The sequence below is a fragment of the Pseudomonas sp. FW306-02-D09B genome, from assembly GCF_058782685.1.
In genome coordinates this window covers 841,834-865,326 of sequence record NZ_JBYSXY010000001.1, presented here as the reverse complement: position 1 = coordinate 865,326, position 23,493 = coordinate 841,834, and the positions used below count along the sequence as shown (strand labels likewise).

General features: G+C 57.2%; 23 protein-coding genes. 10 read left to right on the top strand and 13 right to left on the bottom strand.

The genetic code is table 11. From position 1 onward, the window contains the following. Positions 1-155 precede the first annotated feature (155 nt). Together AC3WK5_RS03905 and AC3WK5_RS03900 are read left to right on the top strand one after the other, a co-directional pair. On the top strand, positions 156-839 hold the full coding sequence (locus tag AC3WK5_RS03905) for a dihydrofolate reductase family protein (protein WP_103314424.1): 684 nt from the start codon (positions 156-158) through the stop codon (positions 837-839). A gap of 129 nt (positions 840-968) precedes the next feature. Next, positions 969-1,259: a hypothetical protein gene (locus AC3WK5_RS03900; protein WP_103314425.1), complete on the top strand. Its 291-nt coding sequence runs from the start codon at positions 969-971 to the stop codon at positions 1,257-1,259. A gap of 78 nt (positions 1,260-1,337) precedes the next feature. On the opposite strand, the gene AC3WK5_RS03895 is transcribed toward AC3WK5_RS03900, so the two are convergent. Next, the gene (locus AC3WK5_RS03895; RefSeq protein WP_103314426.1) at positions 1,338-1,610 is read right to left on the bottom strand and encodes a hypothetical protein; all 273 of its coding nucleotides are present in this window, start codon (positions 1,608-1,610) and stop codon (positions 1,338-1,340) included. Positions 1,611-2,055: 445 nt separating this feature from the next. On the opposite strand from AC3WK5_RS03895, the gene AC3WK5_RS03890 reads away from it, so the two are divergent. Next, positions 2,056-2,562 (top strand): KwaA family protein, encoded by a 507-nt coding sequence (locus tag AC3WK5_RS03890; RefSeq protein WP_146039788.1) that lies wholly within the window; start codon positions 2,056-2,058, stop codon positions 2,560-2,562. Positions 2,563-2,565: 3 nt separating this feature from the next. Continuing rightward, on the top strand, positions 2,566-3,429 hold the full coding sequence (locus tag AC3WK5_RS03885) for a Kiwa anti-phage protein KwaB-like domain-containing protein (protein ID WP_103314428.1): 864 nt from the start codon (positions 2,566-2,568) through the stop codon (positions 3,427-3,429). A 152-nt stretch (positions 3,430-3,581) separates the two neighbouring features. On the opposite strand, the gene AC3WK5_RS03880 is transcribed toward AC3WK5_RS03885, so the two are convergent. Beyond that, complete coding sequence (locus AC3WK5_RS03880; RefSeq protein WP_103314429.1) at positions 3,582-3,953, bottom strand: hypothetical protein; 372 nt, start codon at positions 3,951-3,953, stop codon at positions 3,582-3,584. 104 nt (positions 3,954-4,057) lie between these two features. Further along, positions 4,058-4,468 carry an SHOCT domain-containing protein gene (locus AC3WK5_RS03875; RefSeq protein ID WP_103314430.1) on the bottom strand — a complete coding sequence of 137 codons (411 nt, stop codon included), beginning with the start codon at positions 4,466-4,468 and terminating at the stop codon, positions 4,058-4,060. Between the two features lie 286 nt (positions 4,469-4,754). On the opposite strand from AC3WK5_RS03875, the gene AC3WK5_RS03870 reads away from it, so the two are divergent. Further along, complete coding sequence (locus AC3WK5_RS03870; RefSeq protein ID WP_103314431.1) at positions 4,755-6,113, top strand: MATE family efflux transporter; 1,359 nt, start codon at positions 4,755-4,757, stop codon at positions 6,111-6,113. Between the two features lie 87 nt (positions 6,114-6,200). Here AC3WK5_RS03870 and AC3WK5_RS03865 read toward each other — a convergent pair whose 3' ends face one another. Continuing rightward, positions 6,201-7,964 carry an L-lactate permease gene (locus tag AC3WK5_RS03865; RefSeq protein WP_103314432.1) on the bottom strand — a complete coding sequence of 588 codons (1,764 nt, stop codon included), beginning with the start codon at positions 7,962-7,964 and terminating at the stop codon, positions 6,201-6,203. A gap of 144 nt (positions 7,965-8,108) precedes the next feature. Beyond that, positions 8,109-9,026 (bottom strand): LysR substrate-binding domain-containing protein, encoded by a 918-nt coding sequence (locus AC3WK5_RS03860; protein ID WP_103314433.1) that lies wholly within the window; start codon positions 9,024-9,026, stop codon positions 8,109-8,111. A gap of 229 nt (positions 9,027-9,255) precedes the next feature. Between AC3WK5_RS03860 and AC3WK5_RS03855 the strand changes: the two genes are divergently transcribed. Then, on the top strand, positions 9,256-10,551 hold the full coding sequence (locus tag AC3WK5_RS03855) for a dicarboxylate/amino acid:cation symporter (protein ID WP_103314434.1): 1,296 nt from the start codon (positions 9,256-9,258) through the stop codon (positions 10,549-10,551). Positions 10,552-10,556: 5 nt separating this feature from the next. Beyond that, positions 10,557-12,029 (top strand): cysteate racemase, encoded by a 1,473-nt coding sequence (cuyB, locus tag AC3WK5_RS03850; protein WP_371919115.1) that lies wholly within the window; start codon positions 10,557-10,559, stop codon positions 12,027-12,029. A gap of 102 nt (positions 12,030-12,131) precedes the next feature. On the opposite strand, the gene AC3WK5_RS03845 is transcribed toward cuyB, so the two are convergent. The 7 genes from AC3WK5_RS03845 to AC3WK5_RS03815 all read right to left on the bottom strand — a co-directional run bounded on the left by AC3WK5_RS03845 (position 12,132) and on the right by AC3WK5_RS03815 (position 19,610). Further along, the gene (locus tag AC3WK5_RS03845) at positions 12,132-12,488 is read right to left on the bottom strand and encodes a copper-binding protein (RefSeq protein WP_103314435.1); all 357 of its coding nucleotides are present in this window, start codon (positions 12,486-12,488) and stop codon (positions 12,132-12,134) included. Next, entirely contained in the window at positions 12,485-15,643 is a 3,159-nt protein-coding gene (locus tag AC3WK5_RS03840) for an efflux RND transporter permease subunit (protein WP_103314436.1), read from the bottom strand. The genes AC3WK5_RS03845 and AC3WK5_RS03840 overlap by 4 nt, the downstream gene beginning before the upstream one ends. Continuing rightward, positions 15,640-16,935, bottom strand: a complete 1,296-nt coding sequence (locus AC3WK5_RS03835) for an efflux RND transporter periplasmic adaptor subunit (RefSeq protein ID WP_103314437.1) — start codon at positions 16,933-16,935, stop codon at positions 15,640-15,642. Before AC3WK5_RS03835 ends, AC3WK5_RS03840 begins: the two co-directional genes overlap by 4 nt. Continuing rightward, entirely contained in the window at positions 16,932-18,188 is a 1,257-nt protein-coding gene (locus AC3WK5_RS03830) for a TolC family protein (RefSeq protein ID WP_103314438.1), read from the bottom strand. Before AC3WK5_RS03830 ends, AC3WK5_RS03835 begins: the two co-directional genes overlap by 4 nt. A 99-nt stretch (positions 18,189-18,287) precedes the next feature. Beyond that, positions 18,288-18,629: a hypothetical protein gene (locus AC3WK5_RS03825; protein ID WP_103314439.1), complete on the bottom strand. Its 342-nt coding sequence runs from the start codon at positions 18,627-18,629 to the stop codon at positions 18,288-18,290. Between the two features lie 146 nt (positions 18,630-18,775). Further along, positions 18,776-19,114 carry a DUF2388 domain-containing protein gene (locus AC3WK5_RS03820; protein WP_103314440.1) on the bottom strand — a complete coding sequence of 113 codons (339 nt, stop codon included), beginning with the start codon at positions 19,112-19,114 and terminating at the stop codon, positions 18,776-18,778. A gap of 178 nt (positions 19,115-19,292) precedes the next feature. Beyond that, entirely contained in the window at positions 19,293-19,610 is a 318-nt protein-coding gene (locus AC3WK5_RS03815) for a DUF2388 domain-containing protein (RefSeq protein WP_054597100.1), read from the bottom strand. Positions 19,611-19,850: 240 nt separating this feature from the next. On the opposite strand from AC3WK5_RS03815, the gene AC3WK5_RS03810 reads away from it, so the two are divergent. From AC3WK5_RS03810 to AC3WK5_RS03800, 3 genes are all read left to right on the top strand, one after another. Beyond that, a complete protein-coding gene (locus tag AC3WK5_RS03810; RefSeq protein ID WP_103314680.1) occupies positions 19,851-20,471 on the top strand; it encodes a cell wall hydrolase in 621 nt (206 codons plus the stop codon). A gap of 98 nt (positions 20,472-20,569) precedes the next feature. Further along, entirely contained in the window at positions 20,570-21,340 is a 771-nt protein-coding gene (locus AC3WK5_RS03805; protein ID WP_103314441.1) for a phytanoyl-CoA dioxygenase family protein, read from the top strand. 22 nt (positions 21,341-21,362) lie between these two features. Beyond that, a complete protein-coding gene (locus tag AC3WK5_RS03800) occupies positions 21,363-21,767 on the top strand; it encodes an acyl-CoA thioesterase (protein ID WP_103314682.1) in 405 nt (134 codons plus the stop codon). A gap of 76 nt (positions 21,768-21,843) precedes the next feature. Here AC3WK5_RS03800 and AC3WK5_RS03795 read toward each other — a convergent pair whose 3' ends face one another. Next, a complete protein-coding gene (locus tag AC3WK5_RS03795; RefSeq protein WP_103314442.1) occupies positions 21,844-23,457 on the bottom strand; it encodes a carbohydrate porin in 1,614 nt (537 codons plus the stop codon). Between the last annotated feature and the right edge of the window lie 36 nt (positions 23,458-23,493).

Below are 23,493 nucleotides of genomic sequence, written 5' to 3'. Positions count from 1 at the left end.
CGCCAGCTGCTACAGGGGTAGGGCGCAACATAGCTCGGAAAGGCCCCGCCGTGAAAACAAAAGCTTACGCATGACACGACCTGTCCCTACTGATAAGCATGACCGAACGCCGGCATCCGCTGATTACTTGCCAGGCGTCTAAATGGAGGCAAACGATGACACGGGTTCGCGTTAACGGCTTCACCATCTCGCTCGATGGATACGGAGCAGGTCCGAATCAAGACATCAACAATCCGCTCGGTGTTGGTGGGACGGAACTGCACCAGTGGCTGGTACCAACACGCACGTTCCAGCGGGCCTTGTTCGGCAAGGACGGCGGTACGACCGGGGTTGACGATGATTTCGCCGCCCGTGGCTTTCAGAATGTTGGGGCCTGGATTCTTGGGCGGAACATGTTCGGACCCATTCGTGGGGACTGGCCGGACACAAACTGGAAAGGCTGGTGGGGAGATAATCCACCGTATCACGCTCCAGTCTTCGTCTTGACCCATCACGCTCGTCCCCCCATCGAGATGGAAGGCGATACGACGTTCCACTTCATAACAGGAGGCATTCGCGAGGCGCTAGACCGTGCACGTGAGGCTGCTGCCGGAATGGACGTGCGAATCGGCGGTGGGCCGGACACCATCCGGCAGTATCTTCGTGAGGGCTTCATTGATGAACTGCACATTGCTATCGCACCGGTCTTGCTCGGGCGGGGAGAATCGCTGTTCGAAGGGATTGACTTGCGGGCTTTGGGATACGAATGCGTTGAACACGTAGCGTCGGAGAAGGCCACGCATGTCGTCCTGCGGCGCCAAGGACACACGGACGACCAACCACTCGCTAGCGGCCGGTAGTCGTTGCATCTCGTTTGTCACCAGCGTTTGGCTAAACTTAAAAAGTCGGGAGTGAACTGAAACCAGAGTGATAGCGGCGATCATCGGATCTGGCTTGGCATCAAGACGGTACTCCCAAAGGAGACGACTATGTATGCGGTGATAAGAACCTACCTGGGTACGGGAGCAAAGCAGCTTTTCAAACTTTTAGAAGAGCGCAAGGCCGATGTCGAAGCTGCCCTGCGGACAGTGCCTGGCCTCGTCAGCTACACGCTGCTGAATACGGGTGATGGTGTTACGGCGGTGACTGTTTGCACGGACAAGGCCGGCAGCGATGCGAGTTTGAAAGTCGCGCGCGAGTGGATTCAGAAAAATGCCTCGCATATCCACGCGAGCCCGCCGATCGTCACGGAAGGCCCGGTCATTGTGCAGATCAAATAGCGCGCCGTTCCGCTTGATGTCACGACACCATCGCTCCCTGACACACAAAGCGGGCGCCTTCAAGGCGCCCGTTTTCATTCACTTCGCCGCCTGCTCCCGCAAGCGTCTGCCGATCACATCCATCAAATCGCACCCATCGCGCAGCGGAATGACCAGCAGTTTGGCGAAATCGGCCAACACCACCGTGTCGCTCTCGATATCAGCACGAAAGGCGATATTTTCCAGCACCTGAGTGACGGTGCGGATGCGGTAGTCGGCGGTGGCTTGCAGCACGTCGAGTGGGGCTTGGGTGTCGATGAGCAGGGAGGCCGGGATCAGGTCGATTCCGGTGAGGGGCATGTATCTATCCATGGGTGGAACTCCGAATCAGATTTAAAGGGCTGATCCGATCAACAGGTCGCCAAACCTGGTCGCTGGGTGGGCGACGGAAGGACTATACGCTTTGGTGTTGAAGAGAGAATAGGTAGGCGATTCTGAGGTTTGTGTAGGAATGGTACTTAGGTACTTAGGTACTGAGGTCGTCAGAGAGTCGGCTTTCTTAGTGGTGAACAGTGCTAAAAGTCGCTGTTTACGTCTGCCAGTTCGCCAAAATTGGTGCGAGAAAACTAATAATTTTTTACCAGCCATCGCTCGGATTAGCTTTGTTTGCTGTATGAATGTACAGTTGTTTTGTTTCTTTTTAGGCCCTTTTTTATAGGTCCACGTAAATTCATACGTCTAAGCGGCAGAGTGGGCTTCTTCAGCTATGATCCAAGATAGATATAGTGGAGGCGGAATGTTAGGAAGACCAACCAGAGTGCTGCTGGCACTCACAGCGATAGCACCTTTATCGGTTTCGCTAGCATATGTTTTTGCGACTAGGGACCATAATTGGTTGATGGCCATATTGGCTCTTTGTGGTTGTGCGCTGCTCGGGATAATTTCAAGTTGGATTATAAGTTCGGCCTCCACGAAATTTGAGCAGCTGCCGATAATTATAAAAAAAGCAAAGAGCGCAGATAAAGAGGTTGTGGGGTTTTTTATCGCATACGCATTACCCTTGATTTTTAAAGGTCAAGCTGATGCTGATGTAGGGGCATGGCTATTGGCGTCTCTGATGTTGATATTTGTGCTCTGGACTACTCATGCATTACAGGTGAATCCGGTTTTAGGTGTGTTGGGCTTTCATTTTTATGAAGTGGAAACTCAGGAGGGGGTGACGTATTTGTTGATCAGTAAGCGAGCAATAAATAACGTTACTAGTATTAAGAGGGTCGTTCAGTTAAGCGAATATGGGATATTAGAATCTGACATAAAAGGATAAGCCATGAATCTTTTTGCTCTTACTGATGTTGCTGGGGCTAGAATTATCAGATTTCCCCTCTCTGCGGATCTGCGGGATGAAATATCTACAGTTTTTGAAAGTCAGGGAAATGCTTTTTTCGAAGGAGTGGATACCATTGTCTCCTTCGATGGACGCTATGTTCCTGAGGAGGGGGAGCTTCTTTCTATCAATGATTTCGCTGATGTGGATGGTCTGTCAAATGCCATCGCCAACCCTTTAGCTATTGATCAATATGATCCCGCCACTCATAGCTTAGATTCAGTGAAGGCACTATTCATGGGGCGAATACATGAGAGTAGTCCTCAGATTCTGATTCAGTTGTTCGAAAGGCGAAGGCTGATTGCTCGTAGTGGATTAGCGATGTTCTTTGCAGGTAATCAGTTCCAGAAAATGACAGATTCGGGTCTGTCCTTAGATACAAAGCTTTTAGCTGTCATTGAGGGGGATACTTTAAAATTCCAGAGCTTTCATTTTGCTCGTAGAGTTTTTGAACTGAGCGAGTACTTCAAAGAGGCTACGAATGAAGAGGTTACTACTTTTGCCGAGCATGAAAAGCTCGCAGTGGGTGATGTGGCCGAATTTTTAGATTCGGCAGGCCCACAAGTCCGTAAGAAAATTTCTTTGATTAGGCAGTCGGCGGTTTTGGAAAACTTCACAGTTCAAGAGATTTTAGCGGTTGCTACGACGTTTCAATTTTCGATTAATCTTAGTGAAGATGGCAGGATTGAAGTTCCAACGAATCGCACAGAGCTTCGACGACTTCTTCGGTTCTTGGATGAGGACTATTATGAGTCCCCCCTATCAAGAACTAGATTCATCTCTAATTCAAAAAGAGTTGCAGATTAGGTCGACTTTGCTCTAGAGAGTGTTTTGGGCTCTCTCGCTCTCTAGAGCTTATAAAGTGCTTTGGTGGTAACATTCATGAGTGGTTTTTTTACGATGTCCTATTGAGTTAGAGGAGGGCGGATTTATTTGTTGTCGTGCAATGTTAGGCGTGGCTATAGGCAAAAAACCTCTTGGACCCAAGAGTCATGAGCAAATGGCCCATGAATTGACGCGAAGCAACCACGGCTCTCTTCAATGTTTCGATTTAGATCGATTGCTACCCAGTTCACGGTGCAAATTACTTTGTTTGTCTCCAGAACGACGCCATTAACAATTCCTAGATGGAAAATTCTTATTCCACTCCGACCTTGTCCTTTCATTCTCTTAATAGCTATTCTGTCGCCTGGCTTGATCTGTGATGCTCTTTTGAATTGGTCTGGCTGATCATTTTCTTTCCAGCCCAACATCCAATATCCTTCGTCAACAAATTTTTTGTCTTGGTGTTCAACTCCGCCCCAAGATGCACCAACAACCCAGTAGTTCATAAATTTCTCCTGATTATGGCTTTTATTCCAGTAACTCACTTTTGGGAAAGGTGGGAGTCATTCCTCCATGAGTTGGTGTTTTCTGGTTGTAAAAAGTAAGCGAATTATATTGATTCGAGAATCTCACGTTTCCGTTGAAGAAACTCTGCCTCATCAATTAGCCCCTTTTGTTTAAGATTGGAGAGTTTTTGTAGTCGGTTTTCGACAGAGTCAGTCAACGGCGTTTCGCTTTTGTGTTGGATTTGTTGATGTGCAGCTGCACAGGCGGCGTTGATGTCATTCATCAATGCCACTTCATCAAAGAGAGTATTTCCTTTTTTATCGCGCATTAGATTCGAATAGACACGGCCTAGCGCTAAGGCCCTTTCTCTTAGATCTGCGTTAGCTGGTTGCTGCTTAAGTTGGCTCAACGCCTCTCGGTACTTCTGGAGTGCTATTTTTTTTGCTTTTTCAGCTTGCATTGCCATGTAAACAAAGCCAGCAAATATCAATCCTACAATCCATAACCACATCATGTTTAATTCCTTTTTTGACTTGACTCTGTTGTTTTTTTTTGCTTTCAGGCTAGAGGCTATTATCGATGGTAATGAATTGCCATCATCGGGTCTACTTTTTGTGTTCGTTCTAGCTGCAGGTTGTTGGTGAAGTGGTTTAACTTGTTGAAAGTATTAATAATACTCACAGTCGTTTTTACGAATGGTAGGGATTCAATTTCCCAGAGAATGTTCTCTTCCTGCATTCCGTCATCCCGTAGAATCTCTGGTCACAGACGCACCTATCCCGAGACGGAACCTCCCACCCATGCAAACCCCCTCCATCCAGCGCCCCCTCTGGCAAACCTACCTCCTGTTCCTGGCCCCCATGGTCCTGTCGAACTTCCTGCAATCCATGTCAGGCACGATCAACAGCATTTACATCGGCCAAATGCTCGGCACCCAAGCCTTGGCTGCCGTGTCCGGGATGTTCCCGATCGTGTTTTTCTTCATCGCGCTGGTCATCGGCCTTGGTGCGGGGGCGGGGGTGTTGATCGGTCAGGCGTGGGGCGCGCGGGAGCCGCAGATGGTCAAGGCGATTGCCGGGACGACGTTGCTGTTGGGGGCGATGATCGGCTTGGTGGCGGCGGTGGTGGGGAGTGTGTTTGCGCGGCCGGCGTTGCAGGGGTTGGGGACGCCGGCGGATGTGCTGGACGATGCGGTGGCGTATGCGCATGTGATGATGTGGACCCTGCCGTCGCTGTTGGTTTATGTGCTATTTACCCAGTTGTTGCGTGGGGTCAGCGATACGCTGTCGCCACTGGTGGCGTTGCTGGTGTCGACGTGTATCGGGCTGGCGCTGACGCCGGCGTTGATTCGCGGTTGGTTCGGCTTGCCGCCAATGGGCATTCAGAGTGCGGCGTTTGCCGGGTTGGCGGGTAACTTGTCGGCGATGGCCTGGCTGGCCTGGCGGTTGATTCGCAAGGGGCATCCGTTGGCGCCGGATCGGGCGTTTTTTGCGGCGATGCGACTGGACCTGGAGATCCTCGGCAAAGTGCTGCGCATCGGCCTGCCCACGGGGTTGCAGATGGTGGTGCTGTCGCTGTCGGAGTTGGTGATTCTGGCGCTGGTCAACCAGCACGGTTCCCAGGCGACGGCGGCGTACGGGGCGGTGACGCAGATCGTCAATTACGTGCAATTCCCGGCGCTGTCGATTGCGATCACGGCGTCGATCCTCGGCGCCCAGGCCATCGGGGCAGGGCGCATCGAGCGGATCGGGCTGATCCTGCGCACCGGGCTGTTGATCAATGTGTGGCTGACCGGTGGCCTGGTGGTGCTGGGTTATTTGCTGTCGCACTGGTTGCTGGGGTTGTTCCTCACCGATCCGTCCACCCAGGCCATGGCCGAACACCTGTTGCACATCATGCTCTGGAGCCTGCTGGTGTTTGGTTTCCAAGCGGTTATCGGCGGCATCATGCGCGCCAGCGGCACGGTGATGGTGCCGGTGGCGATTGCAATCGTGTGCGTGGTCGGGGTGCAGTTGCCGATGGCGTATTTATTGGATGCGCAGTTCGGATTGCAAGGGGTGTGGATGGCGTTTCCGGTGGCGTATCTGGGGATGCTGATGCTGCAGACGGCGTATTACAAAATCGTCTGGCAGCATCAGAAGATCGAGCGGCTGGTGTAAGAGGAGGGCGATGCCGGCTGCCAAGCCCCATGCCCGGGCGAAGAACCCGGGCATGGAGCTAACCGAAAACAACCCACCTGATGTTGATCAATGTCCACCGACCACCAAATGGCTGAACGGCACCACATACGCCTGCAACGTGACCAGCCCGCCCACCAGTATCGCCAGCACGATGGAGTGGAAAAACACATAGCGCAGGATTTCCCCTTCATGCCCGTACCAGCGGGTGGCGGTGGAGGCCACCACGATGGATTGGGCATCGACCATCTTGCCCATGACCCCGCCGGAACTGTTGGCCGCGGCCATCAAGATCGGGCTAATGCCCAGTTGTTCCGAGGTCACTCGTTGCAAGCCGCCGAACAGCACGTTGGACGCCGTGTCCGAGCCGGTCAGGGCGACGCCGAGCCAGCCGAGCAGGGTGCCGAACATCGGGTAGAAGATTCCGGTGGCGGCGAACGCCAGGCCCATGGTCGCGTCCAGGCCGGAATAGCGGGTGATGAAGCCGAGGGCGAGCATGGCCGCGATGGTGGTCAGCGAATAGCGCACCACCCACAGCGTTCGCAGGTACTGGGTTATCAGCTGCGGGATCGAATAACCCATCAGCAGTCCGCCGAAGATCGCCGCCAGCAGGATGCCGCTGCCGGTGCTGGTGAGCCAGGTGAATTTATAGATGGCTTCCTCAGGTTTCGGTTGCGGCACCACGGGCGGGACTTTCTCGACCTGCAAGTGCAGGGTAGTGAAGGTCAGGGCCGGCGCGAAGATCGGGTTCGCCTCGTTCACCGGCTTACCCTGCGGATCGAGCTTGGCCGAGTGGGTTTGCGGGTCCATGGCCGGACGGATGTCGAACATGTTCTTGAAGCCTTGAGTGCCCCAGGCAAAGACGAAGACCGTGAGGATGATCCAAGGCATCCATGCACGCATGACGGTGGGTCGGGCATCGCTGGCAAAGGTTGCGTTGGCCGCCGTTTTTTCGTCTGGCGATTCCTCAATTTTTGAGTCGTCGACTCGCCCCGACAAGGCGGCGGAGGTGTGTACGCGGGCGGGTTTCCAGACCTTGAGAAAACCGGTCAGGCAGGCCATGGAGATCAGTGCGGCAATCACGTCCACCAGCATCGGCCCATGGTAGTTGGAGACGAAGAACTGCGGCACCGCGAAGCTGACCCCGGCCACCAGAATCGCCGGCCAGATTTCCAGCATCTTGCGCCAACCGGCGAAGGCCCAGATCAACCAGAACGGCACGAGCACCGAGAAGAACGGCAACTGCCGGCCGACCATCATCGACAGTTGCATTTCGTCCAGCCCGGTGACCTTGGCCAAGGTGATGATAGGCGTGCCCAAGGCCCCGAATGCCACCGGCGCGGTGTTGGCGATCAACGCCAGGCCGGACGCGGCCAGGGGCGAGAAACCCAGGCCGATCAGAATGGCCCCGGTTACCGCCACCGGCGTACCAAACCCGGCCGCGCCTTCGAAGAACGCGCCGAAGCAAAAGGCGATCAGCAGCAATTGCAGGCGGCGATCATCGGTAATGCGCGCCAGGGAATCCTGCAGGACTTTGAACGAGCCGTTCTCGGTGGTCAGCCGATGCAGATAAATGATGTTGAGCACGATCCAGCCAATCGGAACCAGGCCCGTCGCGGCACCCAAGAGCGCGGCGGAACCGGCCATGTTCGCCGGCATGCCGAAGGCGAAGATGGCGATCAGCAAGGCCGTGCTCAGGGCCAGCAAGGCCGCGATATGCGCCTTGAGATGGAAAAACGCCAGGGACGTGAGCATCACCACCACCGGTAACGCCGCCATGAGAGTCGAGACCAGCGGGTTACCGAAGGGATCGTAGACTTGCTGCCAGACCATGTTCCACCTCTGCTACTTATTGTTGGCAGTGCAGGCCCCGAGAGGGGGGAGGTGAAATTGAGTATAGGTGGCATTGCGCAGGGGGCTGTCCGGCCTGCGTTTGGTGGCATGCGCTCGAATGAACGTCGTCACGGCCCGTTGACGCTAGACAGCGATACGGTGTGAAGCTTTCTCCAGCGTTTTCCACAGTTCCAGCATGGTCGGATTTTGATTGGCTTTCGAACAGTACGAGCGGATTTCCAGCTGAGCGCTCCACTCGTTGCCACCGGCCCGGACGAGTTGCCCGCGTTCCAGTGCTTCCGTCACGGCACTTTCGGGCAACCACGCCACGCCGTAGCCCTCGATTGCCATCCGCATGAGCAGCATCGCCATATCGGCTTCATAGCAACGGGAAAGCACGCAGGGAACAGGGGCGTTCTTGATGACGATATCGGCAACGCGCCCCAAAAAAGTCGTGGTGGTATAAGCCAGGTGCGGGACGGGTTTTCCGGCATTTCCGGGCAGCCGGTGCAGCGGTTCACCCCGACGATTCGGGGCGCAGAGGGGGATGAACGAGTCGTGCCCCAAGGTCAGGCTGACGAATTTTTCGACATCCAGCAGGATCGGCGCTTGAGGGTGATGGTAGACGATCATCAGATCGCAGTTTCCCTCGGCCAGTGCGATGACCGCGTCATGGATATTGGCCGCCACCACACGTGCGTTGAAATGCGCGTTGTGCTGTTGGAAGCGAGTCAACCATTTGGGCAGGAAGGTCATCGACAGGCTGTGCCCGGCAGTAACCTGAATGGAACGCCCAGGCATGCGTTCCTCTTGCCTGAGCGCTGAACGCAATTCAAGCAATGCAGCCAGGGCTTCGCGCCCTTGTTCGCAAAAGGTTCGGCCTGCCAGCGTCAATTGAATCGGGTAGGTGCCCCGATCGACCAGTTCGACACCCACCCAATCCTCCAATGAGCGAATCCGTCTCGACAACGCCGATTGGGTGACGCATCGAATCTCGGCCGCCCGGGAGAAATTCTTGCACTCGGCGATTGCCAATAGATCGTCCAACCACTTGATTTGCATGACGCCGCCTCCAGCTGTGCTGCGCAAAATTCTACGCCCCTGATACCGGGTATTCGCGACATTTCACAAACTATTCCAAAACCGCATCGGGATATGGCGATTACTCATCATCTGCCTATCGCGCTCTTCATAGAATCGATCATGCCGCCCGCAGCAACAGAGCACCCGGGCATTTCGATCCTTTCTCCTGCCAAGCAAAAAACCAATAACACGACTTGAGGAAAACACCGTGAAGAACAACAGACTCCCTCGGCATATCGCCTACGGCATCGCATTGGGCGTGCTCGTTGGCTGGCTTTGCCACCATTTCGCAGCAGACGCCAAGTCTGCGAAAGAAATCGCTACCTACTTCTCGATGGTCACCGACATCTTTCTTCGCATGATCAAAATGATCATCGCGCCACTGGTGTTTGCGACGCTGGTTGGCGGTATCGCCAGTATGGGCAGTTCGAGATCCGTGGGGCGCATCGGCACCCGGGCGATGGCCTGGTTCATCAGCGCGTCGGTGGTTTCACTGTTCATTGGCATGCTACTGGTGAACGTGTTCCAGCCGGGTGCCGGGCTTGATCTGCAAGCCAGTCAGGTGGGCGCCACGCCGTTGGCGGTGAACACCGGTGATTTCAGTCTCAAGGTGTTTATCAGTCACGTGTTCCCGCGCAGCATTGCCGAGGCGATGGCCAACAACGAGATCTTGCAGATTGTCGTGTTCTCGCTGTTTTTCGGTTTTGCCCTGGCTGCCGTGAAAAAAGCAGGTTTCACCCAGATCACCAAGAGTGTGGATGAGCTGGCCAAGGTGATGTTCAAGATCACCGACTATGTCATGGCTTTTGCACCCATCGGCGTGTTCGCCGCTATTGCGTCCGCGATCACCACCGAAGGGCTTGGCTTGTTGCTGGACTACAGCAAGCTGATCGCCGAGTTCTACCTGGGTATCGCTATCCTCTGGGCGGTGCTGTTCGGCGTAGGTTATCTGTTTCTCGGTCGTTCGGTTTTTACCTTGGGGAAGCTGATCAAGGAGCCGATCCTTTTGGCGTTTTCCACGGCGAGTAGCGAATCGGCCTACCCGAAAACCATGGAAGCCCTGGAGAAGTTCGGCGCTCCGAAACGGGTGTCCAGCTTTGTGCTGCCGTTGGGGTATTCGTTCAACCTCGACGGTTCGATGATGTACCAGGCGTTTGCAATCATGTTCATCGCCCAGGCCTATAACGTTGAGCTGAGCTTTACCCAGCAACTGCTGATATTGCTGACCTTGATGGTGACGAGCAAAGGCATGGCCGGTGTCGCAAGAGCTTCGGTTGTGGTGGTGGCGGCAACGTTGCCGATGTTCAACCTTCCTGAAGCGGGCATTTTGTTGATTCTCGGTATCGACCAGTTCCTTGATATGGCCAGGACGGCGACCAATGTCGTCGGTAACAGCATCGCCACGGCTGTCGTCGCGAAATCGGAACCGGCCGAGGAGGTTGATGCAGCAGCGCCGGCTATCCAGGCGTCAACAGTACCCAGCGCTTCCTCGGTTGCCGTGTGAACATCATGATGAAAACCCGATCCCAACGAACAAACACGCCAGCCCTGACCCGAAAACTGGGTATCGTCGGCGGGCTTGGCTCCCTGGCGGGAGGCGACCTTTTCTTCAAACTGGTCAAGTCCAGAGCCGTGCTGGCTGATCAAGGTCGATACCACTTCCTCTTCGAGCAACATCCCTTCAAGGACATTCTGTTACCACTGGACAGGGTCGCGAGCATGACCTCCAGAAAGTTCTATGTCTTTCAAGTCTGCCAATCGTTTGAGGCGAGCGGGGTGGACGCGATCATGTTGCCTTGTTTTGCGAGCCACACCTTCCGGGAAGAGATCCAGGAGGAGTTGGGCATTCCCATCCTGGACATGATGGCGGCCCTGAGCGAGAACATCCGTCATGTTGCAGATCCGGGCAGCACGCTGGGGGTTCTGGCCTCGGACTACGTTCGTCACTCAGGGTTATTTGAGCGCTACCTTGGGGCTGACTTCCAACTGGTCTATCCGACTGAGCAGGATCAATCGGCGATGATGGAGGCGATGTACGGTGTCGACGGTATCAAGGACGGACAGCTTGAGGGTGTCCCGTTGGAGCGTGTGCATCAGGCCTGCCTGTCGCTGCAAAACCAGGGTGCGAGCCTGATCGTCCCAGGGATGACAGAGCTCTCGCTGGTGTGTGCCGATCTGCAACGCCGCGGGGTGAAGCTGCTCGATGTGAATGAAATATACGCTGCGGTGGCGACCCTTCCAGAGAACCAAACGGCTCGTCCACCGTTCAAGCTTGGCATCGTGGGCGGCGTAGGCCCGGCGGCGACAGTGGACTTCATGGCCAAGGTGGTCAGGCATACGCCGGCTGGCCGGGACCAGGAACACATCAAGATGGTCGTCGAACAGAACCCGCAGATTCCGGACCGGACCGCGAACCTGTTGTTCAATCAAGCCGATCCAACCATGGCCATGTATGCCGCCTGCAAACGGCTTGAGAGTTATGGTGCAAACGCCATAGCGATCCCGTGCAATACCGCGCACGCGTTCGTCGAGCGTATCCAGGCTTACCTTCGGGTTCCCATTATCAACATGCTCAGCGAAACCATAAGCGCTATCGCCGAGCAATATGGTTCAGGCAAAACAATTGGACTGCTGGCCACGTCCGGCACGATCCAGAGCCGGGTCTATCATGACGCTGCACGGCTCGCCGGTTTGCAACTGATCACTCCGGGCTTCGATTATCAGGGGCTGGTGATGGATGCGATCTATGGCGGGCGTGGGATCAAGGCAGGTTTTGTCGACGGGCATTGCAAGGATCAGCTACTGCTTGCCGCCGAGCATCTGTGTGAATTGGGGGCGGATGTGCTGATTCTGGGATGCACGGAACTGCCGCTGGTCTTGAGCCATTGCGACGATTTCAAAATACGTGAGCACACTGTCGCGTTGGTCGATCCGACCACTATTCTGGCGATCAAATGTGTTCAATGGGCTTCGCAGAATTGAGCGCGGACTGCCTGCAAGCCGCCCCCTGGCAGGGGGCGGTACACGCAGTCGGATTTCCCTCCAGTTCGGGTGTTATCGACCCTGCTTCGTCTCGTTACCCATTCACTTCTTTATGCTGATAGCGACGAGGGTGGCAACCGTGCCCTGCGCCTTGAACTGAAACGCCACCCGGTCACCGACTTTCACCTGACCCAACTGCTCCGGCGAAGCCTTGAAGGCCATAGTCATAGGTGGCCATTGCAAGGTGGCAACGGCGCCGTGGGCGATGGTCACGGTCTGTTTGGCGGTATCGACCGCCTTGACAGTTCCCTCGGCGTTGGCGGTAGGGGCCTGCGTGGTTTGCTGTTTCATCTGCATGCTTTCCATACCGTCCATTTTCATGCCCGGCATGTCCTCGGCCTGAGCAGAAAGAGACAGTGCGGCAACGGCGCTTGCGATGGCGATCAGGGTCAGTTTCATACGATTTTTCCTTGTGGGTTAGTGGATACAACGGGGAAGTGCCGGCGGCGCATCAAGCGGTAGGCTGCCGGAATGACAAACAGGGAAAGCAGGGGGGCTGTGACCATGCCACCGACCATCGGCGCGGCGATGCGGCTCATCACTTCGCTACCGGTGCCGCTCCCCAGAAGGATCGGTAACAGGCCTGCAATGATGACGGCCACGGTCATGGCCTTGGGTCGGACACGCTGCACCGCGCCTTCACGAATCGCGGCGACCAGACCGTGTTCGGTGCTGTCGCCGAGATCTTCTCGTTCGGCCCAGGCATTCTTCAGGTAGAGCAGCATGATCACGCCAAACTCGGCAGACACACCGGCCAGTGCGATAAAGCCGACGCCAGTGGCCACCGACAGGTTGAATCCCAGCAGGTAGAGGAACCATGCCCCGCCAGTCAGGGCGAAGGGCAGGGTGGCCATGATCAGCAAGGCCTCGTCGAAGCGGGCGAAAGTCAGATAGAGCAGCACGAAAATAATCAGCAATGTCGCCGGCACCACCAGTTTGAGCCGGGCATTGGCCCTTTCGAGAAACTCGAACTGCCCTGAGTAGCTCAGGCTCATGCCTGGCTGCAACTTGACCTGTTCACTGACCGCCCGGCGCAAGTCGGCGACTACCGAGGCGATATCCCGCCCGCGCACGTCGATGTACACCCAGCCGGAGGGTCGGGCGTTCTCGCTCTTGAGCATCGGCGGGCCGTCGCTGACATTGACCTTCGCAACCATGCCGAGGGTGATCTGACTGCCCAGTGGGGTGTAGATCGGCAACTGTTCCAAGGCACCGAGCGAGTCACGCCACTCACGGGGATAACGCACGTTGATCGGGAAGCGGGCGAGCCCTTCAATCGTTTCCCCGACGTTTTCACCGCCAATGGCGCCGGCCACGATCGACTGCACATCGGCGATATTCAGTCCGTAGCGCGCAGCGGCTTTGCGGTCGATATCCACGTCGATATAACGGCCACCGGTCAGCCGCTCGGCCAGCGCAGAACTCACGCCGGGTACATCCTTGGCTAGACGCTCGACGGCCTGGGTGACGGCATCAATTTCCGTCAGGTTTGTGCCGGCAACCTTCACCCCGATCGGGCTCTTGATACCCGTGGCCAGCATGTCGATGCGGTTACGAATCGGCGGTATCCAGATGTTGGTCAATCCAGGGACTCGGACCACCCGGTCCAATTCTTCCACGAGCTTTTCCTGGGTCATGCCGGGGCGCCATTGCTCATGCGGCTTGAACTGGATGGTGGTTTCGAACATCTCCAGCGGCGCCGGGTCGGTGGCGGTTTCAGCGCGACCGGCTTTACCAAAGACGTGTTCGACCTCGGGGACGGTCTTGATCAGACGGTCGGTCTGTTGCAGCAATTGCGCGGCTTTCTGCGCCGACAATCCTGGCAGCGCCGAAGGCATGTAGAGCAGATCACCCTCGTCCAGCGGTGGCAGGAACTCGCCGCCCAACCGGGACATCGGCCATGCCGCGCTGAGAAACACCAGCAGTGCGACCAGCAGGGTGATTTTTGGCCGACGCAGCACCGCATCCAGTGCCGGCTGATAGAGCCTGATCAACCAACGGTTCAGCGGGTTCTGTTGCTCATTGGGAATCCGCCCACGAATCCAGTAACCCATCAGCACCGGTACCAGGGTCACCGACAATCCGGCTGCCGCCGCCATGGCGTAGGTTTTGGTGAAGGCCAGTGGACCAAACAAACGACCTTCCTGAGCCTCCAGGGTGAACACCGGAATGAACGACAGAGTGATGATCAACAGGCAGAAGAACAGCGCCGGCCCGACCTCGGCCGCCGCTTCGGTCATGACCTGCCAGTGATGTTCGCCCTTGAGCACTTCCCCTGGATGGGCTTTGTGCCAGGCCTCGGCCTTTTTATGGGCGTTCTCGATCATCACCACGGCGGCGTCGACCATCGCGCCAATGGCGATGGCAATCCCGCCCAGGGACATGATGTTGGCGTTGATCCCTTGGTAGCGCATGACGATAAAGGCCATCAACACCCCAACCGGCAGAGAGATGATCGCTACCAACGAGGAGCGCAAATGCCAGAGAAAGACCCCGCAGACCAAGGCGACGACGATGAACTCCTCGATCAGCTTGTGGCTGAGGTTCGCCACCGCACGGTCGATGAGCTTGCTGCGGTCGTAGGTCGTGACGATTTCCACGCCCGCCGGCAGGCTGCTTTTCAGTTCATCGAGTTTGGTCTTGACCGCCGCAATCGTTTCGCGAGCGTTTTTGCCGCTGCGCAGAATGACCACGCCGCCAACGGTCTCGCCTTCGCCGTCGAGTTCGGTGATGCCGCGACGCATCTCCGGCCCGAGCTGGATCGTGGCGACGTCGCCCAATGTCACCGGCACGCCACCTGAACCGAGCTTGAGCGGGATTGCCCGAAAATCATTGAGTGTCTTCAAATAGCCGGACGCTCGCACGATGAATTCGGTTTCCGCCATCTCCAGCACTGCCCCACCGGTTTCCTGATTGGCCTTGCCGATCGCCTCGGTCACCTGCGCCTGCGTGATGCCGAGGCTGGCCAGTTTCAGCGGATCGAGCTGCACCTGATACTGCTTGACCATGCCGCCCACGGTCGCCACTTCCGCAACGTTCGGCAGGGTCTTGAGCTCGAACTTGAGGAACCAGTCCTGCAGGGCGCGTAATTGCGCCAGATCATGCCCGCCACTGCGGTCGACCAGCGCGTACTGGAAAATCCAGCCGACGCCTGTCGCGTCTGGCCCCAATGCCGGTTTGGCGCTGGCGGGCAGGCGACTTTGGATCTGGCTCAGATACTCCAGCACCCGCGAACGCGCCCAATACATATCGGTACCGTCTTCGAACAGCACGTACACGAAGCTGTCACCGAAAAAGGAATAGCCGCGCACGGTTTTCGCTCCCGGTACCGAGAGCATGGTAGTGGCCAATGGGTAGGTCACCTGGTTCTCGACAATTTGTGGTGCTTGTCCTGGATATGGCGTACGGATGATGACTTGCACATCCGACAGGTCCGGCAGTGCATCGATCGGCGTGCTTTGAACCGACCAGACGCCCCAGGCGGTGACGAATAGTGTGGCCAGCAGCACCAGGAAGCGGTTGGCCACCGACCAGCGAATCAGGGCGGCGATCATGGCTGCCCCCCCAGTTTTTCAAGATGCTCAACGCGCAAGCCATCATCAGTGGCAGGTGGCGATGCTTCCAGGGGGCTGGCGACGATGCCCTTGAGGCTGGCCTCGGAGTCGAGCAGGAACTGTCCGGAGCTGACCACCTGTTGACCTTCTTGCAAGCCTTTCAATACCGCCGTCTTGCCGTCGTTGTCCTGCCCGAGTTGCACCTCTACCGGACGGTAGCGACCTGCATCCTCGGCGAGCATCACCAGCGTGCGCCGGCCAGTACGGATAACAGCCTCGCTCGGCACCCACAACACAGGTTGCCCGGTCGTCTGGTTCAGACGCACCTGCGCCGACAATCCGGGTCTGAGGCGCCCGTCAGGGTTGGGCAGCTCGACGCGTACGCGAACGGTGCGGCTGTCCATATTCGTTTCGGGCAGAATCGCACTGACCGTGCCATTGAGCACCGTCCCCGGAAAGGCTGGAAGGCGGGCTTCTACCGTCTGGCCGACGACGATCGATCCGCTCTCCGACTCTGGAACGGCCACCGCTAGCCAGACACTGCTCAAGCCATTCACGCGAGCCAGTGTCTCGCCAGCCGACACAGTCATGCCCGTACGGACATCCAGCGCTTGCAAGACACCACCGATGGGGCTGGTGAGCGTCAGGTTCGGCTGGACTTTGCCACTGCGTTCGACCTGAGTAATCAGCGTCGCCGGCATCCCGGTGAGGCGCAGCCGTTGGCGTGCTGCGGCCAGTAAGTCGACATCGCCGTTACGCTTGAGGGCCAGGAATTCTTCCTGAGCTGCGGCCCACTCCGGTACCAGAATGTCCGCCAATGGCGCGTTGGCCTTGAGCACATCGCCGGGAGCACGGGCATAAACCCGCTCGACAAAACCGGCAGTCCGCGCCTGGATCACGGCGACATCTCGCTCGTTGAATGCCAGCGTACCGACAACGTCCACGCTGGAAGTAAGGACGCCACGGGTCACCGTCGCCAGACGCAGCCCGAGATTCTGGGTCAGACCGGGATCAACGCGGATGGCTGCGCTGTCAGTAGCGGCATCGGCATATTGGGGCACCAGTTGCATGTCCATGAAAGGTGATTGGCCTGGTTTGTCGAACTTCTGCTGTGGGTACATCGGGTCGTACCAATACAGGGGCTTGCGTTCGTCTTGCGTCGCGGGACTTGGTTCGGCCGCTGCACCGGACATTGCGCTCATGCGCTGTTGAGCAAACCAGTAACCGCCGGCAACGCCCAGGGCGACCGACAAGCCAGTCAATAAAGCGCCTTTCCAGATTCGAGTGCTCATTGGCCGGTTTCCCCGTAATTGAAATACAAGCGTGCGTTGCTCAGGGCTCGCTGCTCTTCGACATCGATCTGTTTGAGGCGAGCTTCGATGAGTTCACGTCGGGCTGCGATGACTGCCGCCAAGTCACCTTTACCGGCGCGGTAGCTGGCCATGGTCAGTCCGACCTTTTCCTTGGCCAGAGGCACCAGACTTTCCTGGCTGCGGCGCGCGGCACGATTCAGGCGCTCGTATTCGGCCAGGCTCTCCTCCAATTGCTCGGTATGCTCGCGCACCGTGGCTTCACGCTCAGCCTCCAACTGGTTCAGCTCAGCGTGTTTGGCCGCGATCTTCGGATTTTGTCGAGAGCTGGGGAACAGTGGCAGGTCGAACGAGAACTGCACGCTGACCATGTCGCCGAACTGACGGTCACGGTGTTGGTAATCGAGCTCCCAGCTCCAGTCGGATTGTTTTTCCGCCTCGGCTTCACGGACTTTGGCCTCCGCTTCGCGGGTCATTGGTTCGAAGGCCGCCAGTGCGGGGTGATGTTGCAGTTTATGGGTGTAGCCAGAGGTCTCGACGGGCCATTGCGGCAAGCTGCCGGAGAGTGGGTCATTGGCGGCCGGCCCAACCCAGCGTTTGAGTGCCGCTCGGGCTTGAGCACGCAGGCGGGCCAGGTCGTCCTGTTGATCCGCTAATTGAGCTGCCTCCTGTTTGGGTGTCACCGCGTCGGCTGGTTGGGCGCGGCCACCGGCTATCTGCGCCCGAACAGTGTCGGTCAACAGGCGATTTTCTTTGTAAAAGTCCTGGAACAATGCCTCTTTGCGTTCGACGGAGTAGCTGCTGATCCAGGCCAGCGCTGTGGCCTGACGAACGTTCAGGCGCTCGATACGTGCTTCGGCCGCTGCTCGGTCAACGGCCGCATCGGCCACTTCAATACGGGCTTTGCGTTTGTCGCGGTTGGGCACTTCCTGCATGACCCCGACCATCTGCATGGTCATGGAGTCTTGGTTAATGCTCCAGCGGTCAGGGCCACCAATGGGATAGTTCTGCACGCCGAGCTTTAATTTCGGGTCAGGCAGTTCGCCGGCGGGTATGGCGGCGCTGCTTGCGGCCTGGAGTTTGGCCGCTTGGGCTGTCAGTGACGGGGCATTGTTTTCGGCCAGCCGCAACGCTTCATCGAACGTCAGTGGGGCGGCGAGGCTCGGCAATGCCAGTACGCTTGCCGCCAGGCCGGCCACGAGGGCCCAACCTGTGCAATAGCACTTGGAGTTCATGTTTACGATTCCTGTGATGATCCACTGCGCGCGTCACAAGGCATGCGCGCAGGTATGCCATCCCGCTAAAGCGGAATGAGGCTCAACGTGGTACAGGAATCAAACGCGGGGCGGTCGCCACACCCCTGAAGGGGTTTGTACTGGCAGGAAATCGCTGGAGAAGGACAGTGCAACAGGGCTGAACAAGGTAACAGGAGGCTTGATGATCGAGACTTGCAGCATACCGCCCGTCTTGCATTCCTGGCCTGGCTTGCAGGGCTTACCGTGTTCGACGGGGCTTTTCATGTCGTGGCAGCAGTCTTGCCCCATGCCATCCATCATCGCCATGCCCATGGTTTTCATCGGGCAAGGCTCGGTGGACGCCTGAACGCCCGCCATCCCGCTGAGGGGAAGCGCCAGGCTGATCAGGAAGATGAGGCAAAATCGCAGGTAGCGTTTCATGGATGCGAGTTTAGCCGGGGATGTATTACCTGACCATTAAATTGGGGGATGATTTTGACCGGCCTGCGAGTGCAACGACGATGCCGACTCGCGGTCGTGCCGTCGATCCCTTGCAGGAGGGATCGACTCGACACTTCACCGTATCTCTAGTGATCAGCGGGTGCCTCGGGTTGAACGAGCAGCGCCTGGGCCAGCTCTTCGTCACTGGCCTTGAGGCCAGGATGATCGTGTCGAGCCTGCATCAACATCGACTCCAGATTGGCGTCGCGAATGGCGCCGCCGCTCGCGACGAAGCTGGTGAGGTCTTCGCGGGCTGGCGTGACGATTTTGTCGTCTCTGAGTGTCGAGTACAGCGACAAGGAAATCCCTGCCGACGTCGCCACATCGCGCGCATCAATGTCGGGCATATGGCGCCTGTGGGCCATGGCCGAACCAAAGGGCAGGCAAAGCAGCACCAGCAAAGGAATGAGGAATATACGTCGCATGGCGAGTCCTCCGTATGCATGAGACCTGAATGACCGGCCTTATGTTTTTTGATACGTGGCGTCGGACAGGAGTTCCTGGTCGGTGGTGCATGTCAGCACAGAGGCCGAGGACCGGGACGTTAGGCCAACGTCATCATCCCGGTGAACCTCGAAGTTTGTCACTGACGTGCGTATGCCTCTAGTGATCGGCAGGTGCCTCGGCTTGAATGAGGATTGCCTGGGCCAGGTCTTCGTCGCTGGCCTTGAGGCCTGGGTGTTCAAGTCGAATCCGTTTCAACTCCGACTCCAGATAGGCTCCGCGAATGGCACCTCCACTCGCCACGAAGCTGGAAGCGTCATCGCGGGCGGAAACGACCAGTTTGTGGTCCTTGAACGTTGAATAAAGGGATGCAGAAACACCGGCCGAGGTGGCGACATCGCGTGCATCCACACGGGCAAAGGCCGAACCAAAGGGCAGACAAAGGATTAGCGAAGAGATGACAAGTGTGCGACGCATGACGGCGTCCTCCGAATGGATGAAGCAACGGATGTGCTACATGAATTTGGAGGTGTGGCGGCAGTCAGGAGTTCCCCTGCGTCGGCACATCTACACACAAAGCAGAAGGGTGAGTGGCCGGTCGGGCTGATACGCAACGGCAATAGTTGCCAGCTGTCAGTCTGTTGGAATGATTGGGCCGCTACGGTGTCGACCGCAATAAGCGGAGTCGCCAACATGACTCGGCAAGAAGGTTCGACCATGCGCCTGATCTGGATAGCCACCTGCCTCGCAATAGCCCTTTTCGGCGGGCAGGCGAGCGCGGCTGACCAAGTGCAGAACAAGGCGGTGGCGGTGGACAAGGCGCAGGTCCTGGAACAGAAGACTGCTGAGAAGGGCAGTGTGGCGCCGGTGCCAAAGGCCGAGGCGATTACACCCTCTGAAGCGCAGGCGGTCGATCCGACAGGCAAAGCACCTTTGAAGGATGCAATAACTTGCCTTTCACGTACTATTTTCTGGGAGGCCAAAGGTGGGGAATTGGCCGACATGGAAGCGGTTGCCAATGTGGTGTTGAACCGGCTAGGCCATGAAGGTTTTCCAGGTACGGTGTGCGAGGTGGTCAAGCAAGGTTCGCAAAAGCATGCCTGCCAGTTTTCGTGGTGGTGTGATCGACGTTCGGAGCATGCCGATGAAGACGCTCCCTACGCGGTTGCCACGGAAGTCGCGCGAAAAGCACTCAATCATCAACTCGCGGACCGAACCCATGGCGCCATGTATTTCCATAGCAAACACGTGAAACCCGAATGGGCCAGGGAATACATCAAGACTGCCGAGACCCGAAAATTTCTCTTTTATAAGCCTCACGACGGTACCGCACGATAGGGGCGTTCGCTCAGATTCCGTCAGGATGCAAACGTGGCGAAGCACCCCGCGCAGTGCCAGTATGAGTGGGAGTTGTCGGCATTTTTCGGGTGCGCAACATGGACACTACCGAGCGCTTGTCATCACTGACTGCCAATCGCCTTCAAGCCTTGCATCAGGACGGTTTTGTGGTGCTGCACGGCGTGCTGGATAGCGCGCAAATCAGTGCGCTGCGCCATGCGATAGATGGCCTGAAACCTGAGCATTGGGACTACAGTGGCCTGCTTGACCATTACAAGTGCGTGTTCAACCGTGACCCGTTTTGGCTGCCGTTTCTCGATCTGGATGGGGTCATCAAACTGGCCGAAGCGGCCTTGGGAGACGATTGTCACATCATTGGCCAGACCGCCTGGCGCAGCCATCCCGGCTTCATCGGTGCTCCATTGCACCTGGATTACCTGGTGATGGAACTGCCGCGAAGCTTGCTGGCCGACCCAGCCTTTGAATTGCCGATGCAGATCTGCACCGCGCAGCTCTACCTCGACGATATTGATGCCGACCTCAGTCCCACCCGGGTGATCCCCGGTAGCCACCGAGCAGGGCGGCCGCCAGCTCGCGGCGAAATCCAATGGCACGGCAGTGTGGCGAAACCAGTGTTGTGTCGGGCCGGGGACGCTCTGATGTTTCGCAGTGAGCTGTGGCACGCCGGTAGCGACAACCGAACCACCGACCGTGTGCGCTACCTGTTGCAGGTACACTACGGCCGGCGAATGGTGGCGCAGAAGTTCTCGCCTTACCTGCACTGGCGCTTCAACCCCGACGTGCTGGCCGCCGCGACACCGCGTCAACGGCGCCTGCTGGGGGAGCATCGGGAAGCGGAATATGACTGACATTTCAAGGAAGAACAGACTGATGCCTAAAGCGGTTTTCGTCAGCAGAACCATTCTATTTGGAGATTGCGACCCGGCAGGTGTGGTTTACACCCCGCGATTTTCATATTTTGCAGTGGAAGCCATTTATACGGCGCTTGATAAATGGCTGGGAGCGCCCGGACTCAGAACGCTGATGGGGTTCGATATATTGCCCCCGGTGCGCGCCATGTCATTGGAGCTGCTAAGGCCTTTGACGTGGGACGACGAGTTGAGCATCAAGGTCAGCGTGGAGAAACTAGGGACTCATTCCTTCACTTTTTTAGTCGAGGGTTTTCTCAACAGTGACACGTTGTCTTTCACCGCCAATGTCACTCATGTGTGTATCTCACCCGAAACCAAGGAGGTTGTAGTCATGCCAGCAGCGCTGAGGGCGCTACTGTCATGAACATCTCGCTGCGGTTTTTGCGCGGAGAGTGCTCTGATCTCGACCGTTGCAGCGCCGGTTTAGCCCTTGAGGGCTCCTAGAACCAGGTCTCCATCTGCACTCCGAATTGCCAGACCCCGCCAGACTTGAAGCCCTTTTGACCAAAATCGTCTGTTGCACTGAAGTTATCGAGGTCCCTGGACCAGTTCATGTACGTGGCGAACAGACGCAATTCAGGGCGAGTGAAGAAGTCTCCGGTTTGTGCCTTGAAAGTGGGTGCCAACGTGAACTTCCAGTAGTCACCATTGGCTGCTTGTCGGTCCTTATAGCCAAGTGCATTCAGGTCCATCTTCTGCCAGCTCAGCTCATACTGCATTTCGAAGTTGCTGCTCAATTCGTTGGCCAGGCGCATGTTGAGCGTCACATAGCGATAGTCGTCGCCAGGGACATAGCGATCCTTGCTGCGCTCGGCAATCATCGCGGGTGCGATGCTCCAATCCTGATTCAGGCGAGTATGGCCATAGAGCGCCAGCCGCACGGTCTGAGCCTCGTCCAGCAGTTCGCCATCGGCACCGATGCTGTTGACCTCCGCCCCCAATCCCTTGCCATACAGCAGCGCAGCTTTGAAGTAGCCCTCACGACCGAAAAAGTCGGGCTGATGGTAGGCGAGCATGCCGTGCGAACCGCTTTCGGCAGGGCTGAACCCAGCCTTGTTCACCCGGGTATTTGTGGGGAATGCCTGGTGGCTCTTGTCGTTCAGGCTGGCATCGTTTTGGCGTGAGGAAATACCATTGAGCATGACTTGCCAGCGACCCTCATCGAAAAATTGATTGAGGGTGGCGACATAGCTCCTGATGTCCTTGTTTTCCTCGGTACCGAAGTCGCCGTAGGAACGGCTCATCAGCGATGCATTGATGCGCCAGTCGTCGGTCAGGCGCACGTCGTAGATACCACCACCGGTCCCGGCAAGGAACACGATCCCCCTGTCGAGCCAATGGACGTCGAAATTGTCCCGATCAAAGCGCTTGCCGGCCCACAGCGTTGCATCGCGCAACAGCGGGTTGTCTCGAAAGGACGCCAGATGGTCCAGTTCGGCGTAGACCTGCCGCACGTTGAGTGAGCTTTCCGCTGCGGTCCAGTCATTGGGTGTTTCGAGACCGTCGGCGAGCATCAGCGTGTATTTCGAATGCGTGCCGTTGGCGGCTTGGCTTTCCTTCGAAAACTTCGCCTCCACGTAGGTATCGACTTCATTGCCAAGCCTGCCAACGGCTCCTCCGACGGAGCCTGCGGGAGTGACGTAGGGGCCGCCATGACCGGCACCTGATCCGTTGGTCACTATCCCGGAGCGGGCATAGCCACCGAACGTGAAGCCATCGCTCGGATGCTCGGTCGAACTGGCTGAAGACGCGGTCGTTGGGGGAGGGGGTTCAAGGGCCTGCTGGTTCGCCTCTATCCGGGCAACGCGCTCATTGAGGGAGGCTTGAGTGGTCGCCGGCGGGGGGATCGCGATTTGCCGGTTGAGTTGCTCGACTTCCTTGCGCAATCGAGCTGCGTCAGCTTCTGCCAGCAAGGCTCGGGCCTCGGCGACGGAGGTTCTGGCTTCAAGCCTGGCAAGACGTTCCTCAATGCTTTGCACCGGTGCGGCGAACAGTTGAGTGGAGAGAAATAGCAAAGAAAAGCCAGCCAAAGGCCGACAGACCACAGCACTCATAGGTAACCCTCTTGTTTTTGTATTCGGGTACTGCAA